The following is a 24,048-nucleotide window of genomic DNA, read 5'->3' as shown; positions in this document are numbered from 1 at the left end:
CACTTAACGCGTGAGCTTCAGCTCACGCCGCTTTGGCGACGTCGACCTTGCGGAAGCGCACCAGCGAGAAATGGCCGAGCGGCGGAATCAGGCGGCGCTCGGCGAGCTCGATGCCGTGGGCGCCGGCCAGCCATTTTGCATAGCGCGACCAGGCGAACTCGGCGGTGCGGAAGCCGAGCGGACGCACCACCGGCTGCAGCTTCTGCTCGATGAAACGGCGCATGCCGGCGTCCGCGCTGACGCGGGTGAGGATGATCAGCTCGCCGCCGGGACGCAGCACGCGGGCGAATTCGTCGAGCGCCTTCTCCGGGTTCGGCACGGCGGTGACGACATATTGCGCCATCACGACGTCGAAGGAATTGTCGGGGAATTCGAGCTTCTCCGCATCCATCACCGCGAGCCCCTCGACGTTCTTCAGCTTGCCCTCGGTGACGCGCTGGCGCGCCTTGTCCAGCATTGCTTCCGAGATGTCGGTGCCGAAGATGCGCAGATTCGGTGCATAGAGCGGCAGCGAGATGCCGGTGCCGACGCCAACCTCGAGCACGCGGCCGCCGATCTTGTTGGTGGCCGCGATCGCAGCCTGCCGGCCCTTGGCGAACACACCGCCGAACACGAGATCGTAGACGGGCGCCCAGCGGTCATAGGCCTGCTCGACCGTGCCACGCGTGAGGTCGAGCTGCTGGGTTCCGTCAAGGTTCATGATCTTAGCCATCGATGAGGTTCTCGCTGTGGTCAAATGAAAGATCAACCGCGCACCGGCCGCCGCGCCATGCGAGGCGAGGCGCGCAGGACGCGGCTGGGCTGAAGTGAGGTGAGATTGCCGACGAACTGGCGCGCGCTGTTTTCCCAGGAACGCTCCAGCGCGAAGTTGCGGCAGGTCTCGCGCGACATGGTGAGCGCGCGCAGGCACGCGGTACGCAGATCGTGGTCGATCGCGCCGATCGGGTGATCGGCGATGACGTCCTTGGGGCCCGTCACCGGAAACGCCGCAACCGGCGTGCCGCAGGCCAGCGCCTCCAGCTGCACCACGCCAAACGTATCGGTCAGGCTCGGGAATACGAACACGTCGGCGGCGGCGAGATGCGCGGTGAGATCCGCGCCCTTCTTCTCGCCGAGGAACACCACGTCCGGATATTTCTTCTCGAGCGCCGCCTTCTGCGGGCCGTCGCCGACGACGACCTTGGTGCCGGGCAGATCGAGCGAAAGAAACGCTTCGAGATTCTTCTCCACCGCGACCCGGCCCATGGTCATGAAGATCGGCCCCGGCAGATCGAGCCGTGCCGGATGATCGGGATGAAACAGCTCGGTGTTGACGCCGCGGGTCCAGAAGCCGAGCCGCTTGAAGCCGCGCTCGGAGAGCTCCTGCCGCAGCGAGGGTGTCGCCACCATCGTCATCGCGGCGGCATCATGAAAGTGGCGCAGCACGGCATAACCGACGGCGGCGGGAATGCCGGTCCGCACCGAGACGTATTCGGGAAAGCGCGTCGTGTAGGACGTGGTGAAGGCAAGCCGGTTGCGGCGGCAATAGGCCCGCGCCGCCCAGCCGATCGGACCTTCGGTCGCGATATGGAGCGCGTCCGGTGCTGCCTTCTCGATCCGCCGCGCGATCTCCTTTCCGCTCGGCAGCGCGATGCGCAGGCCCGGATAGGTCGGCAGTGGCCAGGACGGAAAGCCGTCCGGCGTCAGGAAGTCGATCTCGACATCGAGGGCCTTGGCGGCATTCGCCAGCGAGGTCAGGGTGCGGACCACACCGTTAACCTGGGGATGCCAGGCGTCAGTCGCGATTAATACCCGCATGGGGAAATCCCGAGAGTTTGATGATTCTCGGTTTCCGACCATCAACGAAGGATATTTCAGGCGTGTGACGTCACAGAAGTGTCGGCCCACCGTTTTGTTCGTTAACGGGCGCCTGCGGCCACGAAACTGTCATGAAACAATCCTTGCCGCCGTGAAACCGTTTTCGGTTTTCCGCGCAAATGTCCCGAAACGTTTTGCCGTTAGTGATCTTGCGCAACGGAGCACCGCAACGGTGCCGCGGTGGCCGAGACCACCGAGCAAACAGGGGCGATCACATGTTCAATCTGGACACGTTCAAGACGTTTTCGCGCGCCGTTGCTTTTAGCGCAGTCGCGGTCTCCGCGATCGCATTCGCAGGCGCAGCCAAGGCCGCGCCGGTGCAGCTCTTCCCCTTCTTCCAGCCGCTGCCGCCGTTCGCCGCGCCGCAGCCGATCCAGCCCTATCAGCCCTACCAGGCGCCGACCTATCAGACCGAGCCGTCCGAAGATCAGGATGCCGTGGAGATGCCGGCACGCTTCCGTCGCCAGACCGTGTCCTACGCGACGCGTGAGGCCCCGGGCACCATCATCATCGATACGCCCAACACCTATCTCTATTACGTGCTCGGCAACGGCCAGGCGCTGCGCTACGGCATCGGCGTCGGCCGCGACGGCTTCACCTGGTCGGGCACGCAGTCCGTCACCAGAAAGGCAGAGTGGCCGGCCTGGACTCCGCCGCCGGAAATGATCGCCCGCCAGCCCTATCTGCCGCGCCACATGGCCGGTGGCCCCGGCAACCCGCTTGGCGCCCGCGCCATGTATCTCGGCGGCACCATCTACCGCATCCACGGCACCAACGCCCCCGACACCATCGGCAAGCGCGTCTCCTCCGGCTGCATTCGCCTGACCAATGATGACGTTTCCGACCTCTATTCCCGCGTCAACGTCGGCACCAAGGTGATTGTGCTGCCGATGACGGAACGGAGAGCGGAGCTCGGAACCGCGACGCGCTGAACTGACAGGACATTGTGACGCAAACGGCCCCGGAACATCCCCGGGGCCGCTTTCGTTTGCCCTCGACATTCCGGCGCGCGCTTGCTGCGGCGCGGGTCCCCGATGGAGGCGCAAATGCAATCACGCCTGCAGACGTCACGAAGTTCATCGCTGCGCACGATTGCGGCCGCCGGAGCAGTGACACTGCTTCTCTCGACCCCCTCGCTCGCGCAGCAGCCTGCGGGCAACGAGGCAGCCCACCAAGCCTTCAACAATTCCTGCCGCACCTGCCATTCCGTGAAGGAAGGCGACAACCGTCTCGGCCCCAACCTCAACAAGATTCTGGGACGCAAGGCCGGCGCGCTCCCGGACTATAATTATTCCTCTGCGATGAAGGATGCCGGTTTCGTCTGGGACCAGGACAAGCTCGCGCGCTTCATGGTCAAGCCGGACGAGGTCGTTTCCGGCAACAAGATGCAGCCCTATGGCGGCATCTCGGCGGAGGAAGCGGGGAAGATCGTTGCTTATTTGCAGGCAGGCGGGACGCCCTAACGAATCCGCCGCTCCGCAATCAACCTCAGCCACGCCGCCGAGTGAAACGCGCTCATCAAGAAATACATCGGCACCATGCCGCCGAGCACAGATCCCTGCCCGGCGCCGCACAGCATGTCTGGCCCACCCCCGATCATGGCCGTCAGCACGGCCATGATCGCGAAGGCTGGCGTCGCCGCCAAGGCCAGCCACTTGGCGAGATGGCGCGCAGCCACCACGCCATCGCGACCGGCGCCGGCCGTTGCGTTGAGCGGACTAGTCACGTCCTTCCGCGGCCTCGTCGCGAAAGGCCTTCTCGCCGGCGTCGGAGATCTCGACCCATTTTTTGTCGGGCGCCGCGCCTTCGGTGTAGCTGTCGTGCCAGTTCCACCATTTGTAGGTCGGCGTCTGCGGATAGCCCTTCGGCGAATCCTCCCAGACCTCCTGGCGGCCGAGCGGCGTGATGTCGAGATAATTCCAGGTGCCGCCCATCTGCTCGTCGCCGCGGCTCTTGACGAAATAGGTGCGGAAGATGCGGTTGCCGTCGCGGTAGAACACGTTCGTGCCATGCCACTCGTCGACGCCGAAATCGGCGTCAAAGCTGTCGGTAACGGTGACCCACGGCATGGTCCAGCCCATATGCTGCTTCAGCCTGACGATGTCGGCTTGCGGCGCCCGCGAGGCGAACACCAGCGTGGTATCGCGGGCGTTGAGATGCGCGACATGGGCGACCTGGTCGGCCACCATGGAGCAGCCGCGGCAGGCGTGATCGGGCCAGCCGAACACGCCGGGCTCGAAGAAGGCGCGGTAGACGATCAGCTGCCGTCGGCCCTGGAACAGGTCGAGCAGGCTGACCTTGCCGCCGGGCCCCTCGAACGCATAGGTTTTGCTCACTTCCATCCACGGCATGCGCCGGCGCTCGGCGGCCAGGGCGTCGCGGGCACGGGTATGCGCCTTTTCCTTCACGAGCAGTTGCTGACGGGCGGCCTCCCAGTCCTGCGGCGACACCACCGGCGGTGTTTGCATGCCTGCCTGTCCGTTGTTCCGTTCGTTTTGAGCTAATGTCATCATGACTCTCCGAATCTCTTGCTTGACGTCTTGCCTGGGTGATCACTCCGCGTCTCGCGGAACCGCTCGCCCGTCACCGCACCTTGTCGGCCGTCAACGAATTCTGGCACCTCGCGGTTGCGCGGTGGGAGTAACAAGTGTGGCGGGATTGACATGGAGTCGCTGATCACCGCCGCCGCGCGCGCGCTCGAGGCCGGCGATCCGCTCGGCGCTCTGAACCGCGTCGCGCTGCGCAACGATGCGCCGTCGCTGGCGCTGCGCGGCATCGCGATGGCGCAGCTCGGCGATCTCGCGAAGGCGAAGACGCTGCTGCGAAGCGCGGCGCGCGCGTTCGGTCCGCGCGAGGCGGTGGCGCGCGCCAGATGCGTGGTGGCCGAAGCCGAGATCGCGCTGGTCTCGCGCGATCTGAGCTGGCCGGCGAAGACGCTCGCGGCGGCACGGACGACGCTCGAAAAGCACGGCGATGTCGCCAATGCCACGCATGCGGGCCACATCGAGGCACGCCGTCTTCTTCTCGTCGGACGGCTCGACGACGCCGAGCGTATTCTCGCCGAGCTCGGTACCTCTCCGCTTCCGCCTGCCCCGCAGGTCGTCCGCGAGCTCGTGGTCGCCGGCATCGCAATACGGCGGCTCAGAACCAAAGACGCGCGCGCGGCGCTTGCCCGGGCGGCCCACGCAGCGAGCCTGGCGGGCATCCCTGGGCTGACAGCCGAGGTCGAGAGCACGAACCGCGTGCTCGATACGCCCGCAGCACGCCTGATCACGGATGGCAACGAACGTCCGTTGCTGCTGGAGCAGGTCGAGGAGCTCGCGACCTCGGACGCGCTGGTCGTGGACACGTTCCATCATTCGGTGCGCAGGCGAGGCACGATCCTATCGCTCGGGACTCGCCCGGTGCTGTTCGCGCTCGCCCGCCTCCTGGCGCAGGCGTGGCCTGTGGACGTCTCGCGAGAAAAGCTCATCACCGGGGCGTTCGGCGCCAGGCATGTCGATGAATCGCATCGCGCGCGCTTGCGCGTGGAGATCGGCCGCCTCCGCGCCAAGCTCAAGCCTGTGGCCGACGTGACTGCGACGAAGCAGGGTTTTGCACTGACGCCTCGCAAGACGCGGCAGGTCATGGTGCTGGCGCGGCCCGTCGAGGAGAAGCACGCCGCTGTCCTCGCCTTCCTCTCCGATGGCGAGCCGTGGTCGAGCTCGGCGCTCGCGCTGGCGCTGGGAACCAGTGCGCGCACGGTGCAGCGCGCGCTCGACGAGCTGGCGCGGTCGAACAAGGTGCAGTCGTTCGGACATGGGCGGGCGCGGCGCTGGATGACGCCGCCCGTCCCGGGTTTCCCGACAGGCTTGTTACTCCCCACGCCGCTGCTGAAGACGTAAGGTAGGAGCACATCACAGGGAGCGAGACATGAAGCGTTCAGCCGCCGAAATCGTCAGGGAGTACGGGCCGTTTGAGGGCGTTGAGGCCGTGCACGGCGTCACCTATGATGGCAGCCATGTCTGGTTCGCATCCGGCGACAAGCTGAATGCAGTCGATCCTGATAGCGGCAAGGTCGCGCGCTCCCTCGATGTCGCCGCGCATGCGGGAACGGCGTTCGACGGAAGGCACCTGTTCCAGATCGCCGAGGATCGCATCCAGAAAATCGATGCGGCCTCGGGCAAGGTGCTCACCAGCATTCCGGCGCCCGGCGGCGGTGGCGATTCCGGCCTGGCCTGGGCCGAGGGCTCGCTGTGGGTCGGACAATATCGCGAGCGCAAGATCCATCAGGTCGATCCGGACACGGGCAAGGTCCTTCGCACCATCGAAAGCAAGCGCTTCGTCACCGGGGTGACCTGGGTCGACGGCGAGCTCTGGCACGGCACCTGGGAGGGCGAGGATAGCGATATCAGGCGGATCGATCCCGCCACAGGCAAGGTGCTCGAGCAGCTCGACCTGCCTGCCGGGACGATGGTGTCAGGGTTGGAGTCCGACGGCGGCGACCGCTTCTTCTGCGGCGGTGGCCCTAACGGCAATGTGAGAGCGGTCCGCCGTCCCCGGCGCGGCTAGCCCCCGACGATGACCTGAATGCACGGCAGCGATGCGGTCGCTGCCGTTAACCCATTCGCCCCAATTCCACCCCATCGGTGCGCTCTAGCGCCCTTCTCGCCTGCCCTGTAGACTTCTGCCCCGGGGCGGCCTGGGGGATTGATGCGACTGACGTTAAACTTGAAGACCATCACGATCGCCGCCGTAGTGCTCGCGGCGTCGTACTTCATCAGCTTGAAGGCCATGGACTGGCTGTCGCCGCGCGCGACGAATTCCGCGCCGCCGGTGGCGCAGCTGCCGCCGTTGCCGCCGGTCGCGAAGAGCTCGATCGTGGTAGCACCGGTCGCCATCGCGCTGTCGGCGATCCGCGACCAGGCCGAGAAGGCCGCCCCGCGCAATTTCGCAGGAAAGGCCGACAACCCGATCTCGCAGATCCTGGAGAACGCCGACATCGGCTGGACTGCCGTGCGCGGGCCGATGGCGACTGCCGGCGACAAGGACGTGCTGACGATCTCGACACCGCTGAGCGGCAAGCTGAACGTGACGGGCTCGCTGTCCTCGAAGGCCACAGGCGCGCTCGGCGACGCGCTCGGCAGCGTGCTTGGTGGTGACGCAGCGAAACGGATCGGCGCAGTCAACATCAAGAATTTAAACGCCAGCGCGGAGATCAAGGGCAACGTGGTCGTCACCTCGCGCCCGAAGCTTGCGGCCAACTGGCATCTCGAGCCCAATCTCGGCGCCCAGGTCAATCTCGGCGATACCAATCTCAACGTCGCCGGCGCCAAGGTCAACGTGCCGGCGCAGGTCAAGCCGCTGATCGACAAGAATGTCGGCGAGCAGATCAACATCGTCTCCGAACGCATCCGCAACGATCCCTCGCTGCGCGAGAACGCGAAGCTGCAATGGGCCAAGGCCTGCCGCTCGATCCCGCTGCAGGGCTCGGGCTCGACCGCGCTTCCGCCGCTCTGGCTGGAGATGAAGCCGATCCGCGCCATTGCCGCGCAGCCGCGCGTGGACGCGCAGGCCGTGACCTTGCTAATGGGCCTGGAAGCGGAGACGCGCGTGACGTCGACGCAGACCAAGCCGGACTGCCCGTTCCCCGACAAGATCTCGATCGTGCCGCCGACCGGGACCGGCGTGAACATCGGCGTGCCCATCGACGTGCCCTTCACCGAGATCAACAAGCTGATCGCCGCGCAGATGGTCGGCCACACCTATCCCGAGGACGGCTCCGGCCCGGTCGACGTCACCGTCAAGAGCGTCAACGTGGTCCCGTCGGGCGAGCGCCTGCTGATCTCGCTTTTGGTCCGCGCCAAGGAAAAGAAGAGCTGGCTCGGTCTCGGCGCCGAGGCGACCGTGCACATCTGGGGCCGGCCGGTGCTCGATCAGGCCCAGCAGACGCTGCGGCTCACCGACATCCAGCTCGCAGTGGAGTCGGAAGCCGCTTTTGGCCTCTTGGGTGCCGCGGCGCGCGCGGTGGTGCCGCAGATGCAGCAGGCGTTGCTGCAGAGGGCGACGCTCGACCTGAAGCCGATTGCGGCGAACGCGCGTGAGAAGATCGCTGGCGTCATCGCCGACTTCCAGAAAAGCGAGGATGGTGTCAAGGTCGACGCCAAGATCGACAGCCTGACGCTGGCCGACATCGCCTTCGATTCCAAGACGCTGCGCGTGGTCGCGGAAGCCGGCGGCACGCTGAATGTGTCGGTGACGAAGCTGTCGGGGATGTAGCTCGCCTTCGCTCGCCGTATCTGGGCGCCTCTTGATCGGTTGCGCCGCTGGCATTCTGATCGGAGGGTGCTAAGCTGTTCCTCGCAACCTCGAATGAGGTGCTGACAGCACTGTATTGGGTAACGCGAGGGACAAGATGGAAGCCGGCATGGTCACGCCTGCGCCGGCACTGGTGCGCTTCTCCGGCATTCAGAAGACCTATGATGGCGAGCATCTCGTGGTGAAGAACCTCGACCTCGACATCAGGAAGGGCGAGTTCGTCACCCTGCTCGGCCCGTCGGGCTCGGGCAAGACGACCACGCTGATGATGCTGGCCGGCTTCGAGGTTCCGACCCATGGCGAGATCTACCTGTCAGGCCGGCCCATCAAGAACATGCCGCCGCACAAACGCGACATCGGCATGGTGTTCCAGAACTATGCCTTGTTTCCACACCTGACGATCGCGGAGAATATCGCCTTCCCGCTCTCCGTTCGCAAGACGAACAAGGCGGACGTGCAGGAGCGCGTCGGGTCGGCGTTACGCATGATCAAGATGGAAAACCTGGCGCACCGGCGGCCCGGACAGCTGTCCGGCGGCCAGCAGCAGCGCGTGGCATTGGCGCGCGCGCTGGTCTTCAATCCGCAACTCGTGCTGATGGACGAGCCGCTAGGGGCGCTGGACAAGCGCCTGCGGGAGCAGATGCAGTTGGAGATCAAGCAACTGCACGAGACGATGGGCATCACCGTCGTTTACGTCACCCATGATCAGAGTGAAGCGCTCACCATGTCGGACCGCATCGCCGTGTTCAATGACGGCATCGTGCAGCAGATCGACAAGCCCGACGCGCTGTACGAGCACCCGGTGAACAGCTTCGTCGCCCATTTCATCGGCGAGAACAATGTGCTGGCCGGCACCGTCGAGACGGTCGACAAGGATTATTGCCGCGTCGCGCTGGCTGGCGGCGGCACTGTCACCGCGCGGGCGATCAACATATCAGGCGCGGGCGCATCGACCTCGCTGTCGGTGCGGCCGGAGCGGATCACTATTATTCCGGACGGCAGCTCCAGTGACGGACCGAACCGGCTGCCGGCCAAGGTGCAGAACACCATCTATCTCGGCGACCACGCGCTGGCCGTGCTGGATGTCTCGGGGAATGCCGAATTCATGGTCAAGCTTCAGCCCGGCGCACATGACAGCCTGACACATGGTGCAAACGTGTTCGTCACCTTTCGCCCCGAGGACTGCCTCGCCCTCGATCCCGTCTGATCCAGCGATCGAACTCAATGCAACGCATATGAAGAAGGAACAATGACCATGCTGAAGATTGGCAAGATTGCTCTGGGTTTCGCCGCGGCCTTCACCGCCAGCGCCGCGCTGGCCACGGTCGGGCAGGCGCGTGATCTCACCGTCGTGTCGTGGGGCGGCGCGTATCAGGATGCCCAGAAGAAGGTCTATTTCGAGCCGTTCAAGAAGGCGGCCGGAATTGCCATGAATGACGAGTCCTGGGACGGCGGCGTCGGCGTGCTGCGCGCCAAGGTGCAGGGCGGCGCCGCCACCTGGGATGTCGTACAGGTCGAGAGCGACGAACTGGCGGTCGGCTGCGAGGAAGGTCTGTTCGAGAAGATGGACTATTCCAAGATCGGCGGCGAGGCCGCTTACATCCCGCCGTCGGTCAACGCTTGCGGCGTCGGCGCCATCCTCTACGATTTCGTGCTCGGTTACGATAAGGACAAGCTGAAGCAGGCTCCGAGCGGCTGGGCCGACTTCTTCGACACCAAGAAGATTCCGGGCAAGCGCGCCCTGCGTCAGGGCCCGAAGACCACGCTGGAGATCGCGCTGATGGCCGACGGCGTCGCGCCGAAGGACGTATACAAGGTGCTGGCGACCGACGAGGGCGTCGACCGCGCGTTCAAGAAGCTCGACACCATCAAGAGCGACCTCGTCTGGTGGAAGGCCGGCGCCCAGCCGCCGCAGCTGCTCGCCTCTGGCGAAGTCGCGATGACCTCGGTCTACAATGGCCGCATCGATACCGCGAACAAGAACGAGAAGAAGAACTTCGGCATGGTCTGGGACGGCGCGCTGTTCACCCTCGACAGCTGGGTGATCCTGAAGGGCAGCCCGAACAAGGACGCGGCCTACAAATTCCTGGATTTCGTCGGCAAGGCGGAGAACCAGTCCAAGCTTTCCGAGAACATTGCCTACGGCACCTCGAACAAGGACGCCGCCGGCAAGCTGCAGCCCGCCGTTCTGAAGGACCTGCCGACGGCGCCTGACAACATCAAGAACGCGGTCGAGATCAACGTCGGCTTCTGGCTCGAGAACATCGACCGCCTGACCGAGCGCTTCAACAAATGGGCCGCGAAATAGCGCGCGCCGCAAGGCTCGCCCCATGACGGATGCGCTCTTGACCGGCGGCAATGCGTCGACCGAGGTGCCGCTCAAGCGCCGATTGAGGCGCGCGGAGCGGACACGCCAGGTCAAGGCATTGGCGCTGGTCCTGCCGCTTCTCGTCTTTCTGCTCTTCACCTTTGCAGGCCCGATCGCCGGCATGCTGTGGCGCGCGGTCGATGACAGGGAGGTGCGTCAGGTTCTGCCGCAGACCGTCGCGGCTCTCGCCGATTGGGACGGCAAGGACCTGCCGGACGAAAAGGCGTACGCTGCGCTGGCAAGCGACATCGTGGCGGCGCGCGCCTCTGGCACCATCGCGATTGCGGCGAAGCGGCTGAATTACGCACTCAACGGTTTTCGCACGATCCTGACCAGCACGGCACGCAATCTGAAGACGATGCCGGAGCCAGGCTCGGCCAAGGAGACGCTCGGCAAGATCAATGCGGCCTGGCGCGAACGCGCCACCTGGACGACCATCAGGGACGCCAGCGGCCCCATCACGGGCTTCTACCTGCTGGCGGCGCTCGACTTGGTCAGGAACGTCGACGGCGCGATCGTCGCGGCCCCGCCGGACCAGGCCATCTATCGCAGCCTGTTCACCCGCACCTTTATCATCAGCCTCAGCGTCACCGCGCTCTGCCTGATCCTCGGCTTCCCGGTCGCCTACCTCCTGGCGACACTGCCGCCGGGACGATCGAACCTGCTGATGATCTTCGTGCTGCTGCCGTTCTGGACGTCGCTCCTGGTTCGCACCTGCGCCTGGATCGTGCTGTTGCAAAGCAAGGGCGTCGTGAACGACAGCCTGCACTGGCTCGGCATCATCGACGAGCCGTTGCGCCTGATCTACAACCGCTTCGGCGTCTGCGTGGCGATGACCCACGTTCTCCTGCCCTTCATGATCCTGCCGCTCTACAGCAGCATGAAGGCGATCTCGCCTGCTTACATGCGTGCCGCCGCCTCGCTCGGCGCGCCGCCGTTCACCGCTTTCTTGAGGATCTACCTGCCGCAGACGCTGTCCGGCATCGGCGCAGGAAGCCTGCTCGTCTTCATCCTCGCGCTCGGCTACTACATCACACCGGCCCTCATCGGCGGCGCCGCCGATCAGATGATCAGCTACTTCATCGCGCTCTACACCACCGAAACAGCCAATTGGGGTGTTGCTTCGGCGCTCGGTGCGGTGCTGCTGCTCGCCACCATTCTGCTGGCATTGGTCTACGGCAAGCTGGTGCAGGGCCAGCAGGTCACGGGAGGCATGAAGAATTGAGCGACAATGCTTCCCTCCGCACGCCGAGCCAGCGCATTGCGTGGACCGCAACCATCATTGTCTCCGCGCTGGTGTTCATCTTCCTGATCGCGCCGATCCTGGCGATCATGCCGCTGTCCTTCAGTTCGGGCTCGTACCTGACCTATCCGCTTCCGGGCCTGTCGTTGCGCTGGTACCACGACTTCATCAGCTCGCCGCGCTGGATGAATTCGCTGAAGAACAGCATGATCATTGGCGTCGCCTCGACGCTGCTGTCCATGGTGCTCGGCACGCTCGCGGCGCTCGGCCTGGCGCAGTGGAAGAGTAGGTTCAAGCCGCTCGTGCTGGCCTTCGTGCTGTCGCCGGTCGTCGTTCCCGGCGTCATCACCGCGGTCGGCCTGTATTTCTTCTTCGCGCCGATCGGGCTGACCGGCAGCTATCTCGGCTTGATCCTGGCCCACACCGCGCTGGCGACGCCCTTCGTGGTGATCACTGTCGGCGCGACGCTGCAGAGCTTCGACACCAATCTTTCGCGCGCCGCCGCCTCGCTCGGCGCCTCGCCGCTGGAGGCGTTTCGCCGTGTGATCCTGCCGCTGATCCTGCCCGGCCTCGCTTCGGGCGCATTGTTCGCCTTCGCAACCAGCTTCGACGAGGTGGTGATCGTTCTGTTCATGGCAGGTCCCGAGCAGCGCACCCTGCCGCGCGAAATGTTCAGCGGCATCCGCGAGAACATCAGCCCGACGATTACGGCAGCGGCGGTGATCCTGACGGCGGTCTCGGTGATCCTCCTCGCCACCCTCGAAGGCCTGCGCCGCCGCAATGAACGGCTCAAGGGTGGCGACTGAGCGCTCTTCCTTCTCCACGATTGCAGGGTGAGGGGAAGTCTTCGCAAGGACGACGGCAGTATCGTAGGGTGGGCAAAGCGACTTGTCCGCCGTAGCTCGAAGAGCGAAGGCGGAAGCGTGCCCACCATGTCCCTCGATCATGCTGAGATGGTGGGCACGGCGCAAGTGCGCCTTTGCCCACCCTACGATCCTGAGCTCGCTGATCCTGCTGAGCCTCATCAGCTGCGGGGAGAGGCGAAGGGAACACTGCCCGCCCCTTCTCTTTTTGCATTCCGCTATGGCGCGCATCGCTTAGCTGCCGCGGTCGATTGTCGCTAGAACAGTCCCCGCAACAAAGCCCGAACAACAACACGGGGAGAAGAACAACCATGCAAAAACTCATCGCCGCCGTCGCGGCCGGTTTCGCCCTCGCCGCTACGTCCGGCGCGGCGCAGGCGCAGATTTCCGACGATGTCGTCAAGATCGGCGTGCTCACGGACATGTCCAGCCTCTACGCGGACGCGACCGGCAAGGGCTCGCTCGCCGCCGTCGAGATGGCGGTCGCCGATTACGGCGCGAAGGTCGCGGGCAAGCCCGTGCAGGTGGTCGCCGCCGACCACCAGAACAAGCCCGACGTCGGCGTCAACATCGCCCGCAACTGGTACGACAACGACAAAGTCGACGCGATCTTCGACGTGCCGACGTCATCGGTGGCGCTGCCGGTCTCGGCGCTGACGCGCGAGAAGAACAGGATCAACATCAATTCCGGCGGCGGCTCGTCCGACATCACCGGCACCGCCTGCTCGCCCAACACCGTGCACTGGACCTACGACACCTATGCGCTGTCGAACGTCGCCGGCAAGGCGATGGTCAAGCGCGGCGAGGATAGCTGGTTCTTCGTCACCGCCGACTACGCCTTCGGCATGGCGCTGCAGCGCGACGCCGCCAACGTCGTCAAGGAGAGCGGCGGCAAGGTGCTCGGCGAAGTCCGCCATCCGCTCAATTCGTCGGATTTCTCCTCGTTCCTGCTCCAGGCCCAGGCCTCCAAGGCCAAGGTGGTCGCGCTGGCCAATGCCGGCGGCGACACCACCAACGCGTTGAAGCAGGCGTCCGAGTTCGGCCTGACCCAGGGCGGCCAGAAGATGATCGCGCTCCTGCAGGAGATCACCGACACGCATTCGCTCGGCATCAAGGCAACCCAAGGCCTGATCGTCACCGACGCCTTCTACTGGGACATGAACGAGGAGACCCGCGCCTTCTCCAAGCGCTTCAACGAGAAGGTCGGCCACATGCCGACCATGATCCAGGCCGGGCTCTACTCGGCGACCATGCACTATCTGAAGGCGATCGACGCCATCAAGAGCGACGAGGCGCCGAAGGTGATGGAGCAGATGCGCAAGACGCCGGTCAACGACTTCTTCGCCAGAGGCGGCAAGATCCGCATCGATGGCCGCATGGTCCACGACATGTATCTGTTCGAGGTCAAGAAGCCCGAGGAATCCAAGGGAGAGTGGGACCTCTACAAGCTGATCGCCACCGTGCCCGGCGACGAGGCCTTCCGCCCGCTCGACAAGGGCGGCTGCCCGCTGGTGACGCACTGAGAGCCGTCTCCCTCGCCCCGCTAGCGGGACGAGGTAAGAAATAGACACGACAGCGCGCCCGGCGAAAACCAGGCGCGCTTCGTTTAGGCAGTTACGCGGGCTGCATTACTCCGCGTACTTGAACTCCGGCATGTTCTTCAGCTCGTCCTTGCTGGCATTGAACACGGCGTGGTCCGGATACCACTTCGAGGTGGACGACGTCGTGGTCGCAGCCGGCCTGTCGGTGCCGGTCGCAGCGCCTGTCGTGGTGGATGCGGCGGGCTTGGCGCCCGGGTTCGTGCCAGTGCCGGTATAGGCGACGGCTTCGTTGACGAACTTCAATTTCTCATAGGGCACGGCGACCAGATGCTCGCCCATGCCGAGGAAGCCGCCGACGCCGATCACGGCAATCTTGACGTTGCCGCTCTTGTCCATCAGCAGCTCGTTGATCGAGCCGATGTTCTCGTTGGCCTCGTTATAGACCTTCAGGCCCGACATCTTCGACGTACGCCACTCGCCGGAAGCGGTCGTGGTGGCCGTCGTCGCGGTTGCCGCGGTCGGCGCCTTGTCGGTGGTGGCGGTCGGCGATTGCGCGAACGCAATGGTCGCAAGCAGTGCGGTGCCGGCGAGGCCGGCGGCGATGGATTTCGTCAGCATGTTGTCCTCTCCTTCACAGAAAAAACTCGTGTGGAGAAAACAGCGCTGATCACACGCAGTTCCGTGCGCGCCGCAATTTCGTCGCGCGATGCGCGAGTGCGGAAACCTCGCAGGGACTGTTCCTGCGTCACCCAGGAACATTTTGCGGCGCACGGTTCCCCGCCGACGATCATGCGCCCTGGGTGAAGCACGATCGTGGCGAGGACTCGCGCCGACCCGCGTCGCTCAGGGTCAGCTCTTGTAGTCGATCAGAAGCGCGGAGAGGTCGGAATTGCCGGACGAGCTGCCGTTGGCGCCGTAGGACGAGCTCGATGATTGCGACTGCTGCAGCGCCTGCAGGAACTGCTGGAGAATCTCGGCCGTGGAGGCATCGGTCGACGTGCTGCTGGTCGAGTCCGCAGACGACGCCGAATCCGAAGCGCTGTCGTCCGGCGGCGGACCGGGCGGAGGTCCGCCTGCACCGGCGGCGCCACCCGGCCCGCCCGGACCGCTCGCGAAGGCGGACTGAAACACGCCCTTGAGCGCTTCGGCCTGGTCCGAGGTCAGCGTGCCGTTCGACACCTCGTTCGAGATGAGGTCGTCGATCTTCGACTTCATGTCCTCCTTGGAGGGACGCGTGCCGCTCGACTGGTCGCTCGAGCGGCTCTGCTGGAGTGCCGTGTCGATGTCGGTCAGCGCCGTCGAGAGCGCTGACTGGTCCGACGACGAGATCGTGCCGGCGGACACTTCCGATTGCAATTCCTGCTGCAGCCGCTGCAGCGGCGAGGGGTGGTTGTTGGCGGAGGCCGCCGAAATCGAGGTCATGATGGCTCCGTGGATTTTGCGGGGTTTCGTCGCGGACCACGCCACGCTATGGTTAACGGCCTTAACGAGACCTTGCCGCTTCGCGATGGCGCGATTGCCGCCTGTTGCGGGAAGCCCGGCAGAAACAATCCGAAACAAAAATCTTCGCCATTTGGCCCGAATCCTGGACAAACAAAGCGCATGGCCGTTCCCAATCCCAACATCCTGGTCGTCGAAGACGACCGCGAAACCCGGACGTTGATTGCGAAGTACCTGCGCAACAACGCCTGCAACGTCACCGCCGTGAGCGACGGCCGCGAGATGTCGCGCGCCATGGCCGATCACCGCGTCGACCTCATCATCCTCGATGTCATGCTGCCGGGCGAGGACGGCCTCAGCCTGTGCCGCAAGGTGCGTGCCGAGGCGCAGACGCCGATCATCATGCTGACCGCGCGCGGCGAGGACGTCGACCGCATCGTCGGCCTGGAGATGGGCGCGGACGACTATCTGCCGAAACCGTTCAACCCGCGCGAGCTGCTCGCCCGCATCAACGCGGTGCTGCGCCGCCAGGCCGCGGCCCAGGCGGCGAGCTCGATCGAAGGCGCCTCCACGCTCACCTTCGAGGGCTGGCACATCGACCTGCGCCTGCGCGAATTGCGCAATCCCGAAGGCGCACGCGTCGCGGTGACCAGCGCCGAATTCGATCTCTTGCGCACGTTCTGCGAACGGCCCGGCCGCGTGCTGTCGCGCGACAGCCTGCTCGACCTCACGCAAGGGCGCAGCACCGGTTCGTTCGAACGCTCCATCGACGTGCTGGTCAGCCGCATCCGCCGCAAGATCGAGCCCAATCCAACCGATCCCACTCTCATCAAGACGGTGCGCTCCGGCGGCTATCTGTTCACGCCGCGAACGCAGGTGGCGAGTCCTCAAGGCACTCAAGCAGCGAGCATTGAAGCGGTTGCGGCGCCCCTGAGCAGTTGAAGGGGACGCCAACGATGAAGCCGATCGGATTCTTCCACCTCAAGGGGATCGGCGGGCAGATCGCCGCGCTGGTGCTGGCTTCGACCGTCGCGCTCCATCTCGTCGTCACCACCGCCTTCCTGATCAGCCGGCCCGACCGCCCCGACACGCCGCCGGACGGAGCGCATCAGCTGACCGATGCCGCGCTGCTGCTCGGCTCGGCCGAGGCCGGCGAGCGTCCGCGCCTCGTCGCCGATCTCGCGCGCGCCTTCCCCAAGCTCGGCATCGAAATGCTCGCGCCTGGCACCGCAAGCGTCGCAGAGAGCGACAATCAGCATCTGCGCGGGATGCGCCGTCATCTCGGACGCGGCTACAGGGCGGTCCAGCTGACCTCGGGCGGCACAGCATCCCGCGTCGGCGTCGAGTTGCCCGACGGCACCGTGATCGCCGGACATGTCGAGGGCGGCCCGCGCCCGTGGTTCTGGGGCGGCCCCTGGCTGACGGCGCTGATGACCGCCTTCATCTGCGTCAGCGTGCTCGGCCTGTGGGCGGCGCGCGCGCTGGCAGCACCGCTATCGTCTTTCGCCAAGGCCGCCGAGAATTTCAGCGTCGACGGCGAGGCGGAGCCGCTGCCGGAGCGCGGCCCGGAAGAGATCCGCTCGGTGGCGCGCGCGCTCAACCGCATGCATGAGCGGATCGCCCGGCTGATGTCGGATCGCACCCGGATGCTCGCCGCGATCAGCCACGATCTGCGCACGCCGATCACGCGGCTGCGCCTGCGCGCCGAATTCATCGAGGACGAGGGCAACCGCAAGCGCATGCTGATGGACCTCGACCAGATGCGCGCGATGCTGGAATCGGTGCTGTCGCTGCTGCGCAACGACCGCAAGGTCGAGGCGGTCACGCTGGTCGACATCGCCAGCACGCTGCAGCTCGTCGCCGACCAGTTCGGCGACATGGGCCATGTCGTGCATTATGACGGGCCGGCGTCCGCGACCGCCGCCGCGCGGCCCGACGATCTGCATCGTGGCGTCACCAACCTGGTCGAGAACGCGGTGCGCTTCGGCGCCGAGGTGACGATCCGCCTCGACATCTCGGGCACCACGCTCGTCATCGACGTCGAGGACGACGGCCCCGGCATTTCGGATGCGCGAAAGCAGGAGATGCTGGAGCCGTTCGTGCGCGGCGACGATGCGCGCACCATGGACGAATCCACCGGCTTCGGGCTCGGCCTGTCGATCGCGCGCGCCATCGCGCTCGCCCATGGCGGCGAGCTGTCGCTGCACGACCGCAACCCACATGGACTGATCGTACGGATGCAATTGCCGCTCTGGCAGCAGCCGCGGCTCGCCGCCTGACTCAAGCCGCGAGCGGCGGGTGCTCGATCGCGGTCTCGTCGAAGATAGCCACGGCCTCGAAGCGATAATTGCAGGCGTGGCAATTCCAGAGATAGGAGACGCGTCCCTCGCCCGGCTCGATCCAGTCAGGCTTTGGAATCGGCGTGCCGCATTGAGCACAGGGGTTCTGTCTGGGGATGTCGCCGAGGTTTGCTTTTGTCATGGCACCTCTCCCGATTTGCAGCGTCTTCTTACTCGCTTTCGCTGGCACGCGCGAATAGACAGGCGTGCTGCCGCGAGCGGGGATCGTCCGTCCCCGAAGCTCTCTTGCGCCAGCTTTGAGTCGTAACCGCGGCTCGGCACCGCAAAATCGGGCGATGGCGGCGTTTGGTCACATCATCGCCGCGTTCGGAAGGCCTAACGGCGGCTGGGCGCAGGTCACCTAGGGGACCTCAGGGATATCTGATGAAAATTTTATGCATTGCCGCGCTGCTCGCGGCCGGATTGACATTGCCGCAGGCCGCAGTTGCGGGCGAAGCCGAATATGCCGAGATGGTCGCGGCACATGCCCGCGCCAACGGCGTGCCGGAAGCGCTGGTGCATCGCGTGATCATGCGCGAGAGCCGCTACCAGCCGCACCTCGTCGGCCGCGGCGGCACCATCGGGCTGATGCAGATCAAGCTCGCGACCGCCCGCGGGGTCGGCTACACCGGCGACGCCGCCGGCCTGCGCGATCCCAACACCAACCTCACTTATGCCGTGAAATACCTCGCCGGCGCCTATCGCGCCGCCAATGGCGACCATGCCCGGGCCGTGCGTTATTTCGCCGGCGGCTATTACTACGCCGCCAAACGCCAGCGGCAGCAGGCCGTGCAAATCGCCAATATGGGCGATACCAATATGGGCAATATGGGCCAACCCTGGCTCGAGCCCAACGGCAACCCGCAGCCGATGTTCGGCGCCACTCCGCACAGGAAGCTGGCCCAGCGTGTCCGCAATGCGCGGGCGCAAGCCTCGCAATAGCCGCTCGTGTCCCGGACGCGCTGCAGCTCGTAGCGTTGCTGCGCAGAGCCGGGACCAGCATCCCTGCATCAGCATGGGCCCCGGCTCAGCAGCGCAGCACTGCGTGATGCGCTGCGTCCGGGGCATGAGGGTTCCCGCAACACGCGTTGACCACCCCGCCTCCGTGGCATACATTAGAGCCGTTCCGAGGGGTGCTCCGAGGAGGAGCTGAGATACCGCTAAATGGGCAATACCGCCCAGGACCGCGGTGACCCTTTGAACCTGATCCGGGTCATGCCGGCGAAGGGACAGGGATGTTGCAAACGACCAAGCGACCGGATTCACCGGTATCCATCATCGGCGCAGGCATCGCCGGAGCCTGGCAAGCCCTGCTGTTCGCGCAGGCCGGCCATGCCGTGACCTTGCACGAGCGCGGTGACGAGGCGATGACGGACGCCACCAGCCATTGGGCCGGCGGCATGCTCGCGCCCTATTGCGAGGCCGAGGTCGCCGAACCCATCATCAGCCGCCTGGGGCTGCGCTCGCTCGACCTCTGGCGGCGCGAGCTGCCCGACACGCCCTTCAACGGCTCGCTGGTCGTCGCCCATCCGCGCGAACGCAACGATTTCGAGCGTTTTGCGCGCATGACCGAGGACCACCGCCGGCTCGATGCCTCAGGCCTCGCCGCGCTCGAACCCTCGCTGGAGGGCCGCTTCCGCGACGCGCTGTTCTTCCCGGCCGAGGGCCATGTCGAGCCGCGCCGCGTGCTGCCGCAGTTGCACGATCGCATCCGCGCCGCCGGCGGCACCATCAAGTTCTCCAGCGACGTCGCAGCCGGGGATCTCGACGGCATCGTGATCGACTGCCGCGGCCTTGGCGCCCGCGACGAGCAGAGCGAGCTTCGCGGCGTCAAGGGCGAGATGATCCTGATCGAGACAGACGAGGTGCAGCTGGCGCGCCCGGTGCGGCTGATGCATCCGCGCTGGCCGCTTTACGTGATCCCGCGCGAGGACAATCTGTTCATGCTGGGCGCGACCTCGATCGAGGCCGAGGACACCGGCGTCAGCGTCCGCTCCGCGCTGGAGCTACTGGGCGCCGCTTACGCCGTGCACCCCGCCTTCGGCGAGGCCCGCATCGTCGAATTCGGCTCGGGGCTGCGTCCCGCCTACCCCGACAATCTGCCGCGCATCGGCATTCGCGGTAAGACGATCTCCGTCAACGGACTCTACCGCCACGGCTTCCTGATCGCGCCGGCGCTCGCCGAGCTGACGCTCGCCTATGTCGAGCGCGGCCAGATCGACAACGAGGTGATGCGATGCGTTTGATCGTCAACGGCGAGCAGCGCGAGGTGACTTCGGGAAGCGTCGATGCGCTGCTCTCGGAGCTCGACTACGAGGGCACGCATTTTGCGATCGCGCTGAACTACGACGTCGTGCCGAAGAGCCGCTGGGCCGAGACGGCGCTGAAAGCCGGCGACGAGATCGAGATCATCACGCCGCGGCAGGGAGGGTGAGGTGATGCCTGTCGCCACAAACGACGCCGTCATCCTGAGGTGCGAGCCGTCTTCGGCTCGCCTCGAAGGATGGCCGCAAGCGGCGCTGTCATCCTTCGAGGCGCGCAAGTGCGCGCACCTCAGGATGACGGTCTGTGCAAGTCGCCCGCAAGGAAATTGAAGCCATGGTGACCTTCTACGGCAAATCCTTCGCCTCCCGCCTGCTGATCGGCAGCGCGCTCTATCCCTCGCCTGCGATCATGCAGGAAGCGATCCGCGCCTCCGGCTCGAACATCGTCACGGTGTCGCTGCGGCGCGAATCCGCCGGCGGCAAGACCGGGGACGCGTTCTGGAAGCTGATCCGCGAGCTCGACGTCACCGTGCTGCCGAACACCGCGGGATGCCGCAGCGTGCGCGAGGCCGTGACCACGGCAAAGCTCGCGCGCGAATTGTTCGGGACGAGCTGGATCAAGCTCGAGGTGATCGCCGACAACGACACGCTGCAGCCCGATGTCGTCGGCCTCGTCGAAGCCGCCACCATCCTGATCAAGGACGGCTTTGAAGTGTTCCCCTATTGCACCGAGGATCTCTCGGTCGCCAACCGCCTGATCGATGCCGGCTGCAAGGTGGTGATGCCGTGGGCAGCTCCGATCGGCAGCGCCAAGGGCATCACCAACCGTGACGCGCTCAAGCTGCTGCGCGAGCGGCTGCCCGACATCACGCTGGTGGTCGACGCCGGCATCGGTGCGCCCAGCCACGCGGCCGAGGCGCTGGAGCTCGGCTATGACGCCGTGCTGCTCAACACCGCGATCGCAAAAGCCGCCGATCCCGTCGCGATGGCGAACGCCTTCCGCCTCGGCTGTGATGCCGGCCGCACCGCTTATGAAGCCGGGCTGATGAACGCCCGCGACTTCGCCTCCCCCTCCACCCCTGTCGTTGGGACTCCGTTCTGGCATGCCGTATCCTGATCGATTTTATCCCGTCGTCGACAGCCTCAAATGGGTCGAGCGACTGACAAAGCTCGGCGTCGGCACCATCCAGCTGCGCGCCAAGGAGCTCAACGACGCCGACGCGCTGCAGATCGTCACCGACGCGCTGGCGATCACCAAGGACACGCAAGCCAGGCTGGTCGTGAACGACTATTGGCGCGCCGCCGTCGTCGCCGGCGCGAAATATCTGCATCTCGGCCAGGAGGATCTGGCGGAAGCCGACCTCAAGGCCATCCGCGAGGCCGGCCTTTCGCTCGGCATCTCCACTCATGACGATGCCGAGCTTGAAACCGCACTCGAGGCCAAGCCCGACTATGTCGCGCTCGGCCCGATCTTCTTCACCACGCTTAAATCGATGCGCTTCGAGCCGCAGGGCATTCCGAAGATCACCGAATGGAAGAAGCGCATCGGCGCCATTCCGCTGGTCGCGATCGGCGGCATCAAGTTCGAGCAAGCCGCGGAGATCTTTGCGGCGGGCGCGGATTCCATCGCGGTGGTGTCCGACGTGACGCAAAACGCCGACCCCGATGCCCGCGTGCGGCAATGGCTCGGCCTGTCCACGGAGGCTGCGTGATGCCCCCACTCTCTCCCCACACCCCACTGTCATCGCCCGGCTTGACCGGGCGATCCAGTACGCCGCGGCTTCTCGGCTCTAGCCGCACTGCCGCGGAATACTGGATCCCCGCTTTCGCGGGGATGACAGCTGCATTTGCCTCTCGCGCAGCGAAACTAACGAATTAAACCGGAGGATCCCATGAACATCCGCTCCAATCCCGAGAAAACCGTCCCCGCCGTCACCACCGGCCCCCTGCCCTCCTCGCGAAAAATCTTCGCCTCGCCGGACGCTGCGCCCGATCTGCGCGTGCCCTTGCGCGAGATCATCCTGTCCGAAGGCGCGGGCGAGCCGAACCTGCCGGTGTACGACACCTCGGGCCCCTACACCGATCCGAGCGTGACGATCGACGTCAACGCCGGCCTTGCCCGCAATCGCAAGCAATGGGTGCTGGAGCGCGGCGGCGTCGAGGAATATCAGGGCCGGCAGATCAAGCCGGAGGACAACGGCAGCGTCTCCACCGACAACGCCGCGCGCGCGTTCAGCGCCTATCACCAGCCGCTGCGCGGCCTCGACGGCCACAAGATCACCCAGCTCGAATTCGCCCGCGCCGGCATCATCACCAAGGAGATGATCTACGTCGCCGCCCGCGAAAACCTCGGCCGCAAGCAGCAGCTCGAGCGCGCGGAAGCAGCCCTCGCCGACGGCGAGAGCTTCGGCGCTTCGGTGCCCGCCTTCATCACCCCGGAGTTCGTGCGCGACGAGATCGCGCGCGGCCGCGCCATCATCCCCTCCAACATCAACCATTCCGAACTCGAGCCGATGATCATCGGCCGCAACTTCCTGACCAAGATCAACGCCAATATCGGCAACTCGGCGGTGACGTCGTCGGTCGAGGAAGAGGTCGAGAAGATGGTGTGGGCGATCCGCTGGGGCGCCGACACCGTGATGGACCTGTCGACCGGCCGCAACATCCACACCACGCGCGAATGGATCTTGCGCAACTCGCCGGTGCCGATCGGCACCGTGCCGATCTATCAGGCGCTGGAGAAGTGCAACGGCGATCCCGTCAAGCTGACCTGGGAGCTCTACAAGGACACGCTGATCGAGCAGTGCGAGCAGGGCGTCGACTATTTCACCATCCACGCCGGCGTGCGCCTGCAATACATCCACCTCACCGCCAGCCGCGTCACCGGCATCGTCTCTCGCGGCGGCTCGATCATGGCGAAGTGGTGCCTGGCGCATCACAAGGAGAGCTTCCTCTACACGCATTTCGACGAGATCTGCGACCTCATGCGCAAGTATGACGTCTCGTTCTCGCTGGGTGATGGATTGCGCCCCGGCTCGATCGCCGACGCGAATGATCGCGCACAATTTGCCGAACTCGAAACGCTCGGCGAATTGACAAAAATCGCGTGGGACAAGGGCTGCCAGGTCATGATCGAAGGCCCCGGCCACGTGCCGATGCACAAGATCAAGATCAACATGGACAAGCAGCTCAAGGAGTGCGGCGAAGCCCCGTTCTACACGCTTGGACCGCTGACCACCGACATCGCGCCGGGCTATGACCACATCACCTCAGGGATCGGCGCGGCCATGATCGGCTGGTTCGGCTGCGCCATGCTCTGCTACGTCACGCCGAAGGAGCATCTCGGCCTGCCCGACCGCAACGACGTCAAGACCGGCGTCATCACCTACAAGATCGCAGCCCACGCTTCCGATCTCGCCAAGGGCCATCCCGCCGCGCAACTGCGCGACGACGCCCTCTCCCGCGCGAGGTTCGACTTCCGCTGGAGCGACCAGTTCAACCTCGGCCTCGATCCGGATACCGCGAAGAACTTCCACGACGAGACCCTGCCCAAGGAAGCCCACAAGGTCGCCCATTTCTGCTCGATGTGCGGCCCAAAATTCTGCTCGATGAAGATCACCCAGGACGTGCGGGACTACGCGGCGACGCTGAACGATCCGAACAGCGTGGGCATGTCGATCAGCGGCACCGCCGAGGACGGCATGGCCAAGATGAGCGCGAAGTTCAAGGAGATGGGGAGCAGCGTTTATCTGGATGCGGAGAAGGTGAAGGAGAGCAATCGGGTGCTGTGAGGGGCTTCACGCGCTTGTCGTCATGCCCGGGCTTGCCCCGGGCAT

General features: G+C 65.4%; 25 protein-coding genes and 1 riboswitch. Of the genes, 18 read left to right on the top strand and 7 right to left on the bottom strand.

Annotation, left to right across the window (positions count from 1 at the left end; genetic code table 11):
* Positions 1-22: 22 nt before the first annotated feature.
* Positions 23-712: a methyltransferase domain-containing protein gene (locus GGD65_RS09390; RefSeq protein WP_095426049.1), complete on the bottom strand. Its 690-nt coding sequence runs from the start codon at positions 710-712 to the stop codon at positions 23-25.
* A gap of 32 nt (positions 713-744) precedes the next feature.
* The gene (locus GGD65_RS09385) at positions 745-1,797 is read right to left on the bottom strand and encodes a glycosyltransferase family 1 protein (protein ID WP_183235098.1); all 1,053 of its coding nucleotides are present in this window, start codon (positions 1,795-1,797) and stop codon (positions 745-747) included.
* A gap of 275 nt (positions 1,798-2,072) precedes the next feature.
* Between GGD65_RS09385 and GGD65_RS09380 the strand changes: the two genes are divergently transcribed.
* Positions 2,073-2,789 carry a L,D-transpeptidase gene (locus tag GGD65_RS09380; protein ID WP_183235097.1) on the top strand — a complete coding sequence of 239 codons (717 nt, stop codon included), beginning with the start codon at positions 2,073-2,075 and terminating at the stop codon, positions 2,787-2,789.
* Between the two features lie 114 nt (positions 2,790-2,903).
* Positions 2,904-3,320 (top strand): cytochrome c family protein, encoded by a 417-nt coding sequence (locus tag GGD65_RS09375; protein ID WP_049814899.1) that lies wholly within the window; start codon positions 2,904-2,906, stop codon positions 3,318-3,320.
* On the opposite strand, the gene GGD65_RS09370 is transcribed toward GGD65_RS09375, so the two are convergent.
* Both GGD65_RS09370 and GGD65_RS09365 read right to left on the bottom strand, forming a co-directional pair.
* Positions 3,317-3,583 carry a hypothetical protein gene (locus GGD65_RS09370; RefSeq protein WP_183235096.1) on the bottom strand — a complete coding sequence of 89 codons (267 nt, stop codon included), beginning with the start codon at positions 3,581-3,583 and terminating at the stop codon, positions 3,317-3,319. The two genes, GGD65_RS09375 and GGD65_RS09370, sit on opposite strands and share 4 nt — an antisense overlap.
* Positions 3,576-4,367 carry a DUF899 domain-containing protein gene (locus GGD65_RS09365; protein WP_409362735.1) on the bottom strand — a complete coding sequence of 264 codons (792 nt, stop codon included), beginning with the start codon at positions 4,365-4,367 and terminating at the stop codon, positions 3,576-3,578. The genes GGD65_RS09370 and GGD65_RS09365 overlap by 8 nt, the downstream gene beginning before the upstream one ends.
* Positions 4,368-4,520: 153 nt before the next feature.
* On the opposite strand from GGD65_RS09365, the gene GGD65_RS09360 reads away from it, so the two are divergent.
* The 8 genes from GGD65_RS09360 (at position 4,521) to GGD65_RS09325 (ending at position 14,151) form a co-directional block, all read left to right on the top strand.
* Complete coding sequence (locus tag GGD65_RS09360) at positions 4,521-5,741, top strand: helix-turn-helix domain-containing protein (RefSeq protein WP_183235094.1); 1,221 nt, start codon at positions 4,521-4,523, stop codon at positions 5,739-5,741.
* Positions 5,742-5,769: 28 nt separating this feature from the next.
* Positions 5,770-6,408: a PQQ-binding-like beta-propeller repeat protein gene (locus tag GGD65_RS09355; RefSeq protein ID WP_018318637.1), complete on the top strand. Its 639-nt coding sequence runs from the start codon at positions 5,770-5,772 to the stop codon at positions 6,406-6,408.
* 141 nt (positions 6,409-6,549) lie between these two features.
* Positions 6,550-8,115 (top strand): DUF4403 family protein, encoded by a 1,566-nt coding sequence (locus tag GGD65_RS09350; RefSeq protein WP_183235093.1) that lies wholly within the window; start codon positions 6,550-6,552, stop codon positions 8,113-8,115.
* A gap of 136 nt (positions 8,116-8,251) precedes the next feature.
* Positions 8,252-9,361 carry an ABC transporter ATP-binding protein gene (locus GGD65_RS09345; RefSeq protein ID WP_183235092.1) on the top strand — a complete coding sequence of 370 codons (1,110 nt, stop codon included), beginning with the start codon at positions 8,252-8,254 and terminating at the stop codon, positions 9,359-9,361.
* 42 nt (positions 9,362-9,403) lie between these two features.
* The gene (locus GGD65_RS09340) at positions 9,404-10,462 is read left to right on the top strand and encodes an ABC transporter substrate-binding protein (protein WP_183235091.1); all 1,059 of its coding nucleotides are present in this window, start codon (positions 9,404-9,406) and stop codon (positions 10,460-10,462) included.
* A gap of 22 nt (positions 10,463-10,484) precedes the next feature.
* The gene (locus tag GGD65_RS09335; protein WP_183235090.1) at positions 10,485-11,747 is read left to right on the top strand and encodes an ABC transporter permease; all 1,263 of its coding nucleotides are present in this window, start codon (positions 10,485-10,487) and stop codon (positions 11,745-11,747) included.
* Entirely contained in the window at positions 11,744-12,571 is an 828-nt protein-coding gene (locus tag GGD65_RS09330) for an ABC transporter permease (RefSeq protein ID WP_183235089.1), read from the top strand. The genes GGD65_RS09335 and GGD65_RS09330 overlap by 4 nt, the downstream gene beginning before the upstream one ends.
* 368 nt (positions 12,572-12,939) lie before the next feature.
* A complete protein-coding gene (locus GGD65_RS09325; protein ID WP_179736248.1) occupies positions 12,940-14,151 on the top strand; it encodes an ABC transporter substrate-binding protein in 1,212 nt (403 codons plus the stop codon).
* Between the two features lie 105 nt (positions 14,152-14,256).
* Here GGD65_RS09325 and GGD65_RS09320 read toward each other — a convergent pair whose 3' ends face one another.
* Both GGD65_RS09320 and GGD65_RS09315 read right to left on the bottom strand, forming a co-directional pair.
* Positions 14,257-14,787 carry a PRC-barrel domain-containing protein gene (locus GGD65_RS09320; RefSeq protein WP_179736250.1) on the bottom strand — a complete coding sequence of 177 codons (531 nt, stop codon included), beginning with the start codon at positions 14,785-14,787 and terminating at the stop codon, positions 14,257-14,259.
* Positions 14,788-15,018: 231 nt separating this feature from the next.
* Positions 15,019-15,591 (bottom strand): hypothetical protein, encoded by a 573-nt coding sequence (locus GGD65_RS09315; protein ID WP_018318629.1) that lies wholly within the window; start codon positions 15,589-15,591, stop codon positions 15,019-15,021.
* A gap of 180 nt (positions 15,592-15,771) precedes the next feature.
* On the opposite strand from GGD65_RS09315, the gene GGD65_RS09310 reads away from it, so the two are divergent.
* Together GGD65_RS09310 and GGD65_RS09305 are read left to right on the top strand one after the other, a co-directional pair.
* The gene (locus GGD65_RS09310; RefSeq protein ID WP_092253529.1) at positions 15,772-16,551 is read left to right on the top strand and encodes a response regulator; all 780 of its coding nucleotides are present in this window, start codon (positions 15,772-15,774) and stop codon (positions 16,549-16,551) included.
* Between the two features lie 14 nt (positions 16,552-16,565).
* On the top strand, positions 16,566-17,888 hold the full coding sequence (locus GGD65_RS09305; RefSeq protein WP_183235088.1) for an ATP-binding protein: 1,323 nt from the start codon (positions 16,566-16,568) through the stop codon (positions 17,886-17,888).
* A 1-nt stretch (position 17,889) separates the two neighbouring features.
* Here GGD65_RS09305 and GGD65_RS09300 read toward each other — a convergent pair whose 3' ends face one another.
* On the bottom strand, positions 17,890-18,090 hold the full coding sequence (locus GGD65_RS09300) for a hypothetical protein (RefSeq protein ID WP_018318626.1): 201 nt from the start codon (positions 18,088-18,090) through the stop codon (positions 17,890-17,892).
* A gap of 242 nt (positions 18,091-18,332) precedes the next feature.
* Between GGD65_RS09300 and GGD65_RS09295 the strand changes: the two genes are divergently transcribed.
* The 6 genes from GGD65_RS09295 (at position 18,333) to thiC (ending at position 24,003) form a co-directional block, all read left to right on the top strand.
* Positions 18,333-18,890: a lytic transglycosylase domain-containing protein gene (locus tag GGD65_RS09295; RefSeq protein ID WP_092253535.1), complete on the top strand. Its 558-nt coding sequence runs from the start codon at positions 18,333-18,335 to the stop codon at positions 18,888-18,890.
* A 177-nt stretch (positions 18,891-19,067) separates the two neighbouring features.
* A riboswitch (TPP riboswitch) is annotated at positions 19,068-19,196 on the top strand.
* The gene (locus GGD65_RS09290) at positions 19,184-20,194 is read left to right on the top strand and encodes an FAD-dependent oxidoreductase (protein WP_183235087.1); all 1,011 of its coding nucleotides are present in this window, start codon (positions 19,184-19,186) and stop codon (positions 20,192-20,194) included. It overlaps the preceding riboswitch by 13 nt.
* Positions 20,185-20,382: a sulfur carrier protein ThiS gene (thiS, locus tag GGD65_RS09285; RefSeq protein ID WP_028145578.1), complete on the top strand. Its 198-nt coding sequence runs from the start codon at positions 20,185-20,187 to the stop codon at positions 20,380-20,382. Before GGD65_RS09290 ends, thiS begins: the two co-directional genes overlap by 10 nt.
* A 164-nt stretch (positions 20,383-20,546) precedes the next feature.
* Positions 20,547-21,329, top strand: coding sequence for a thiazole synthase (locus tag GGD65_RS09280; RefSeq protein ID WP_183235487.1), 783 nt, complete (start codon positions 20,547-20,549; stop codon positions 21,327-21,329).
* Positions 21,316-21,924 carry a thiamine phosphate synthase gene (locus tag GGD65_RS09275; protein WP_183235086.1) on the top strand — a complete coding sequence of 203 codons (609 nt, stop codon included), beginning with the start codon at positions 21,316-21,318 and terminating at the stop codon, positions 21,922-21,924. Before GGD65_RS09280 ends, GGD65_RS09275 begins: the two co-directional genes overlap by 14 nt.
* A 180-nt stretch (positions 21,925-22,104) precedes the next feature.
* Positions 22,105-24,003: a phosphomethylpyrimidine synthase ThiC gene (thiC, locus tag GGD65_RS09270; RefSeq protein WP_183235085.1), complete on the top strand. Its 1,899-nt coding sequence runs from the start codon at positions 22,105-22,107 to the stop codon at positions 24,001-24,003.
* The last annotated feature ends 45 nt before the right edge of the window (positions 24,004-24,048 follow it).

It is taken from the genome of Bradyrhizobium sp. CIR18 (assembly GCF_014198295.1).
Lineage (GTDB): Bacteria > Pseudomonadota > Alphaproteobacteria > Rhizobiales > Xanthobacteraceae > Bradyrhizobium.
The sequence above is the reverse complement of the archived record's forward strand: the minus strand, read 5'-3'. Positions and strand labels throughout refer to the sequence as shown.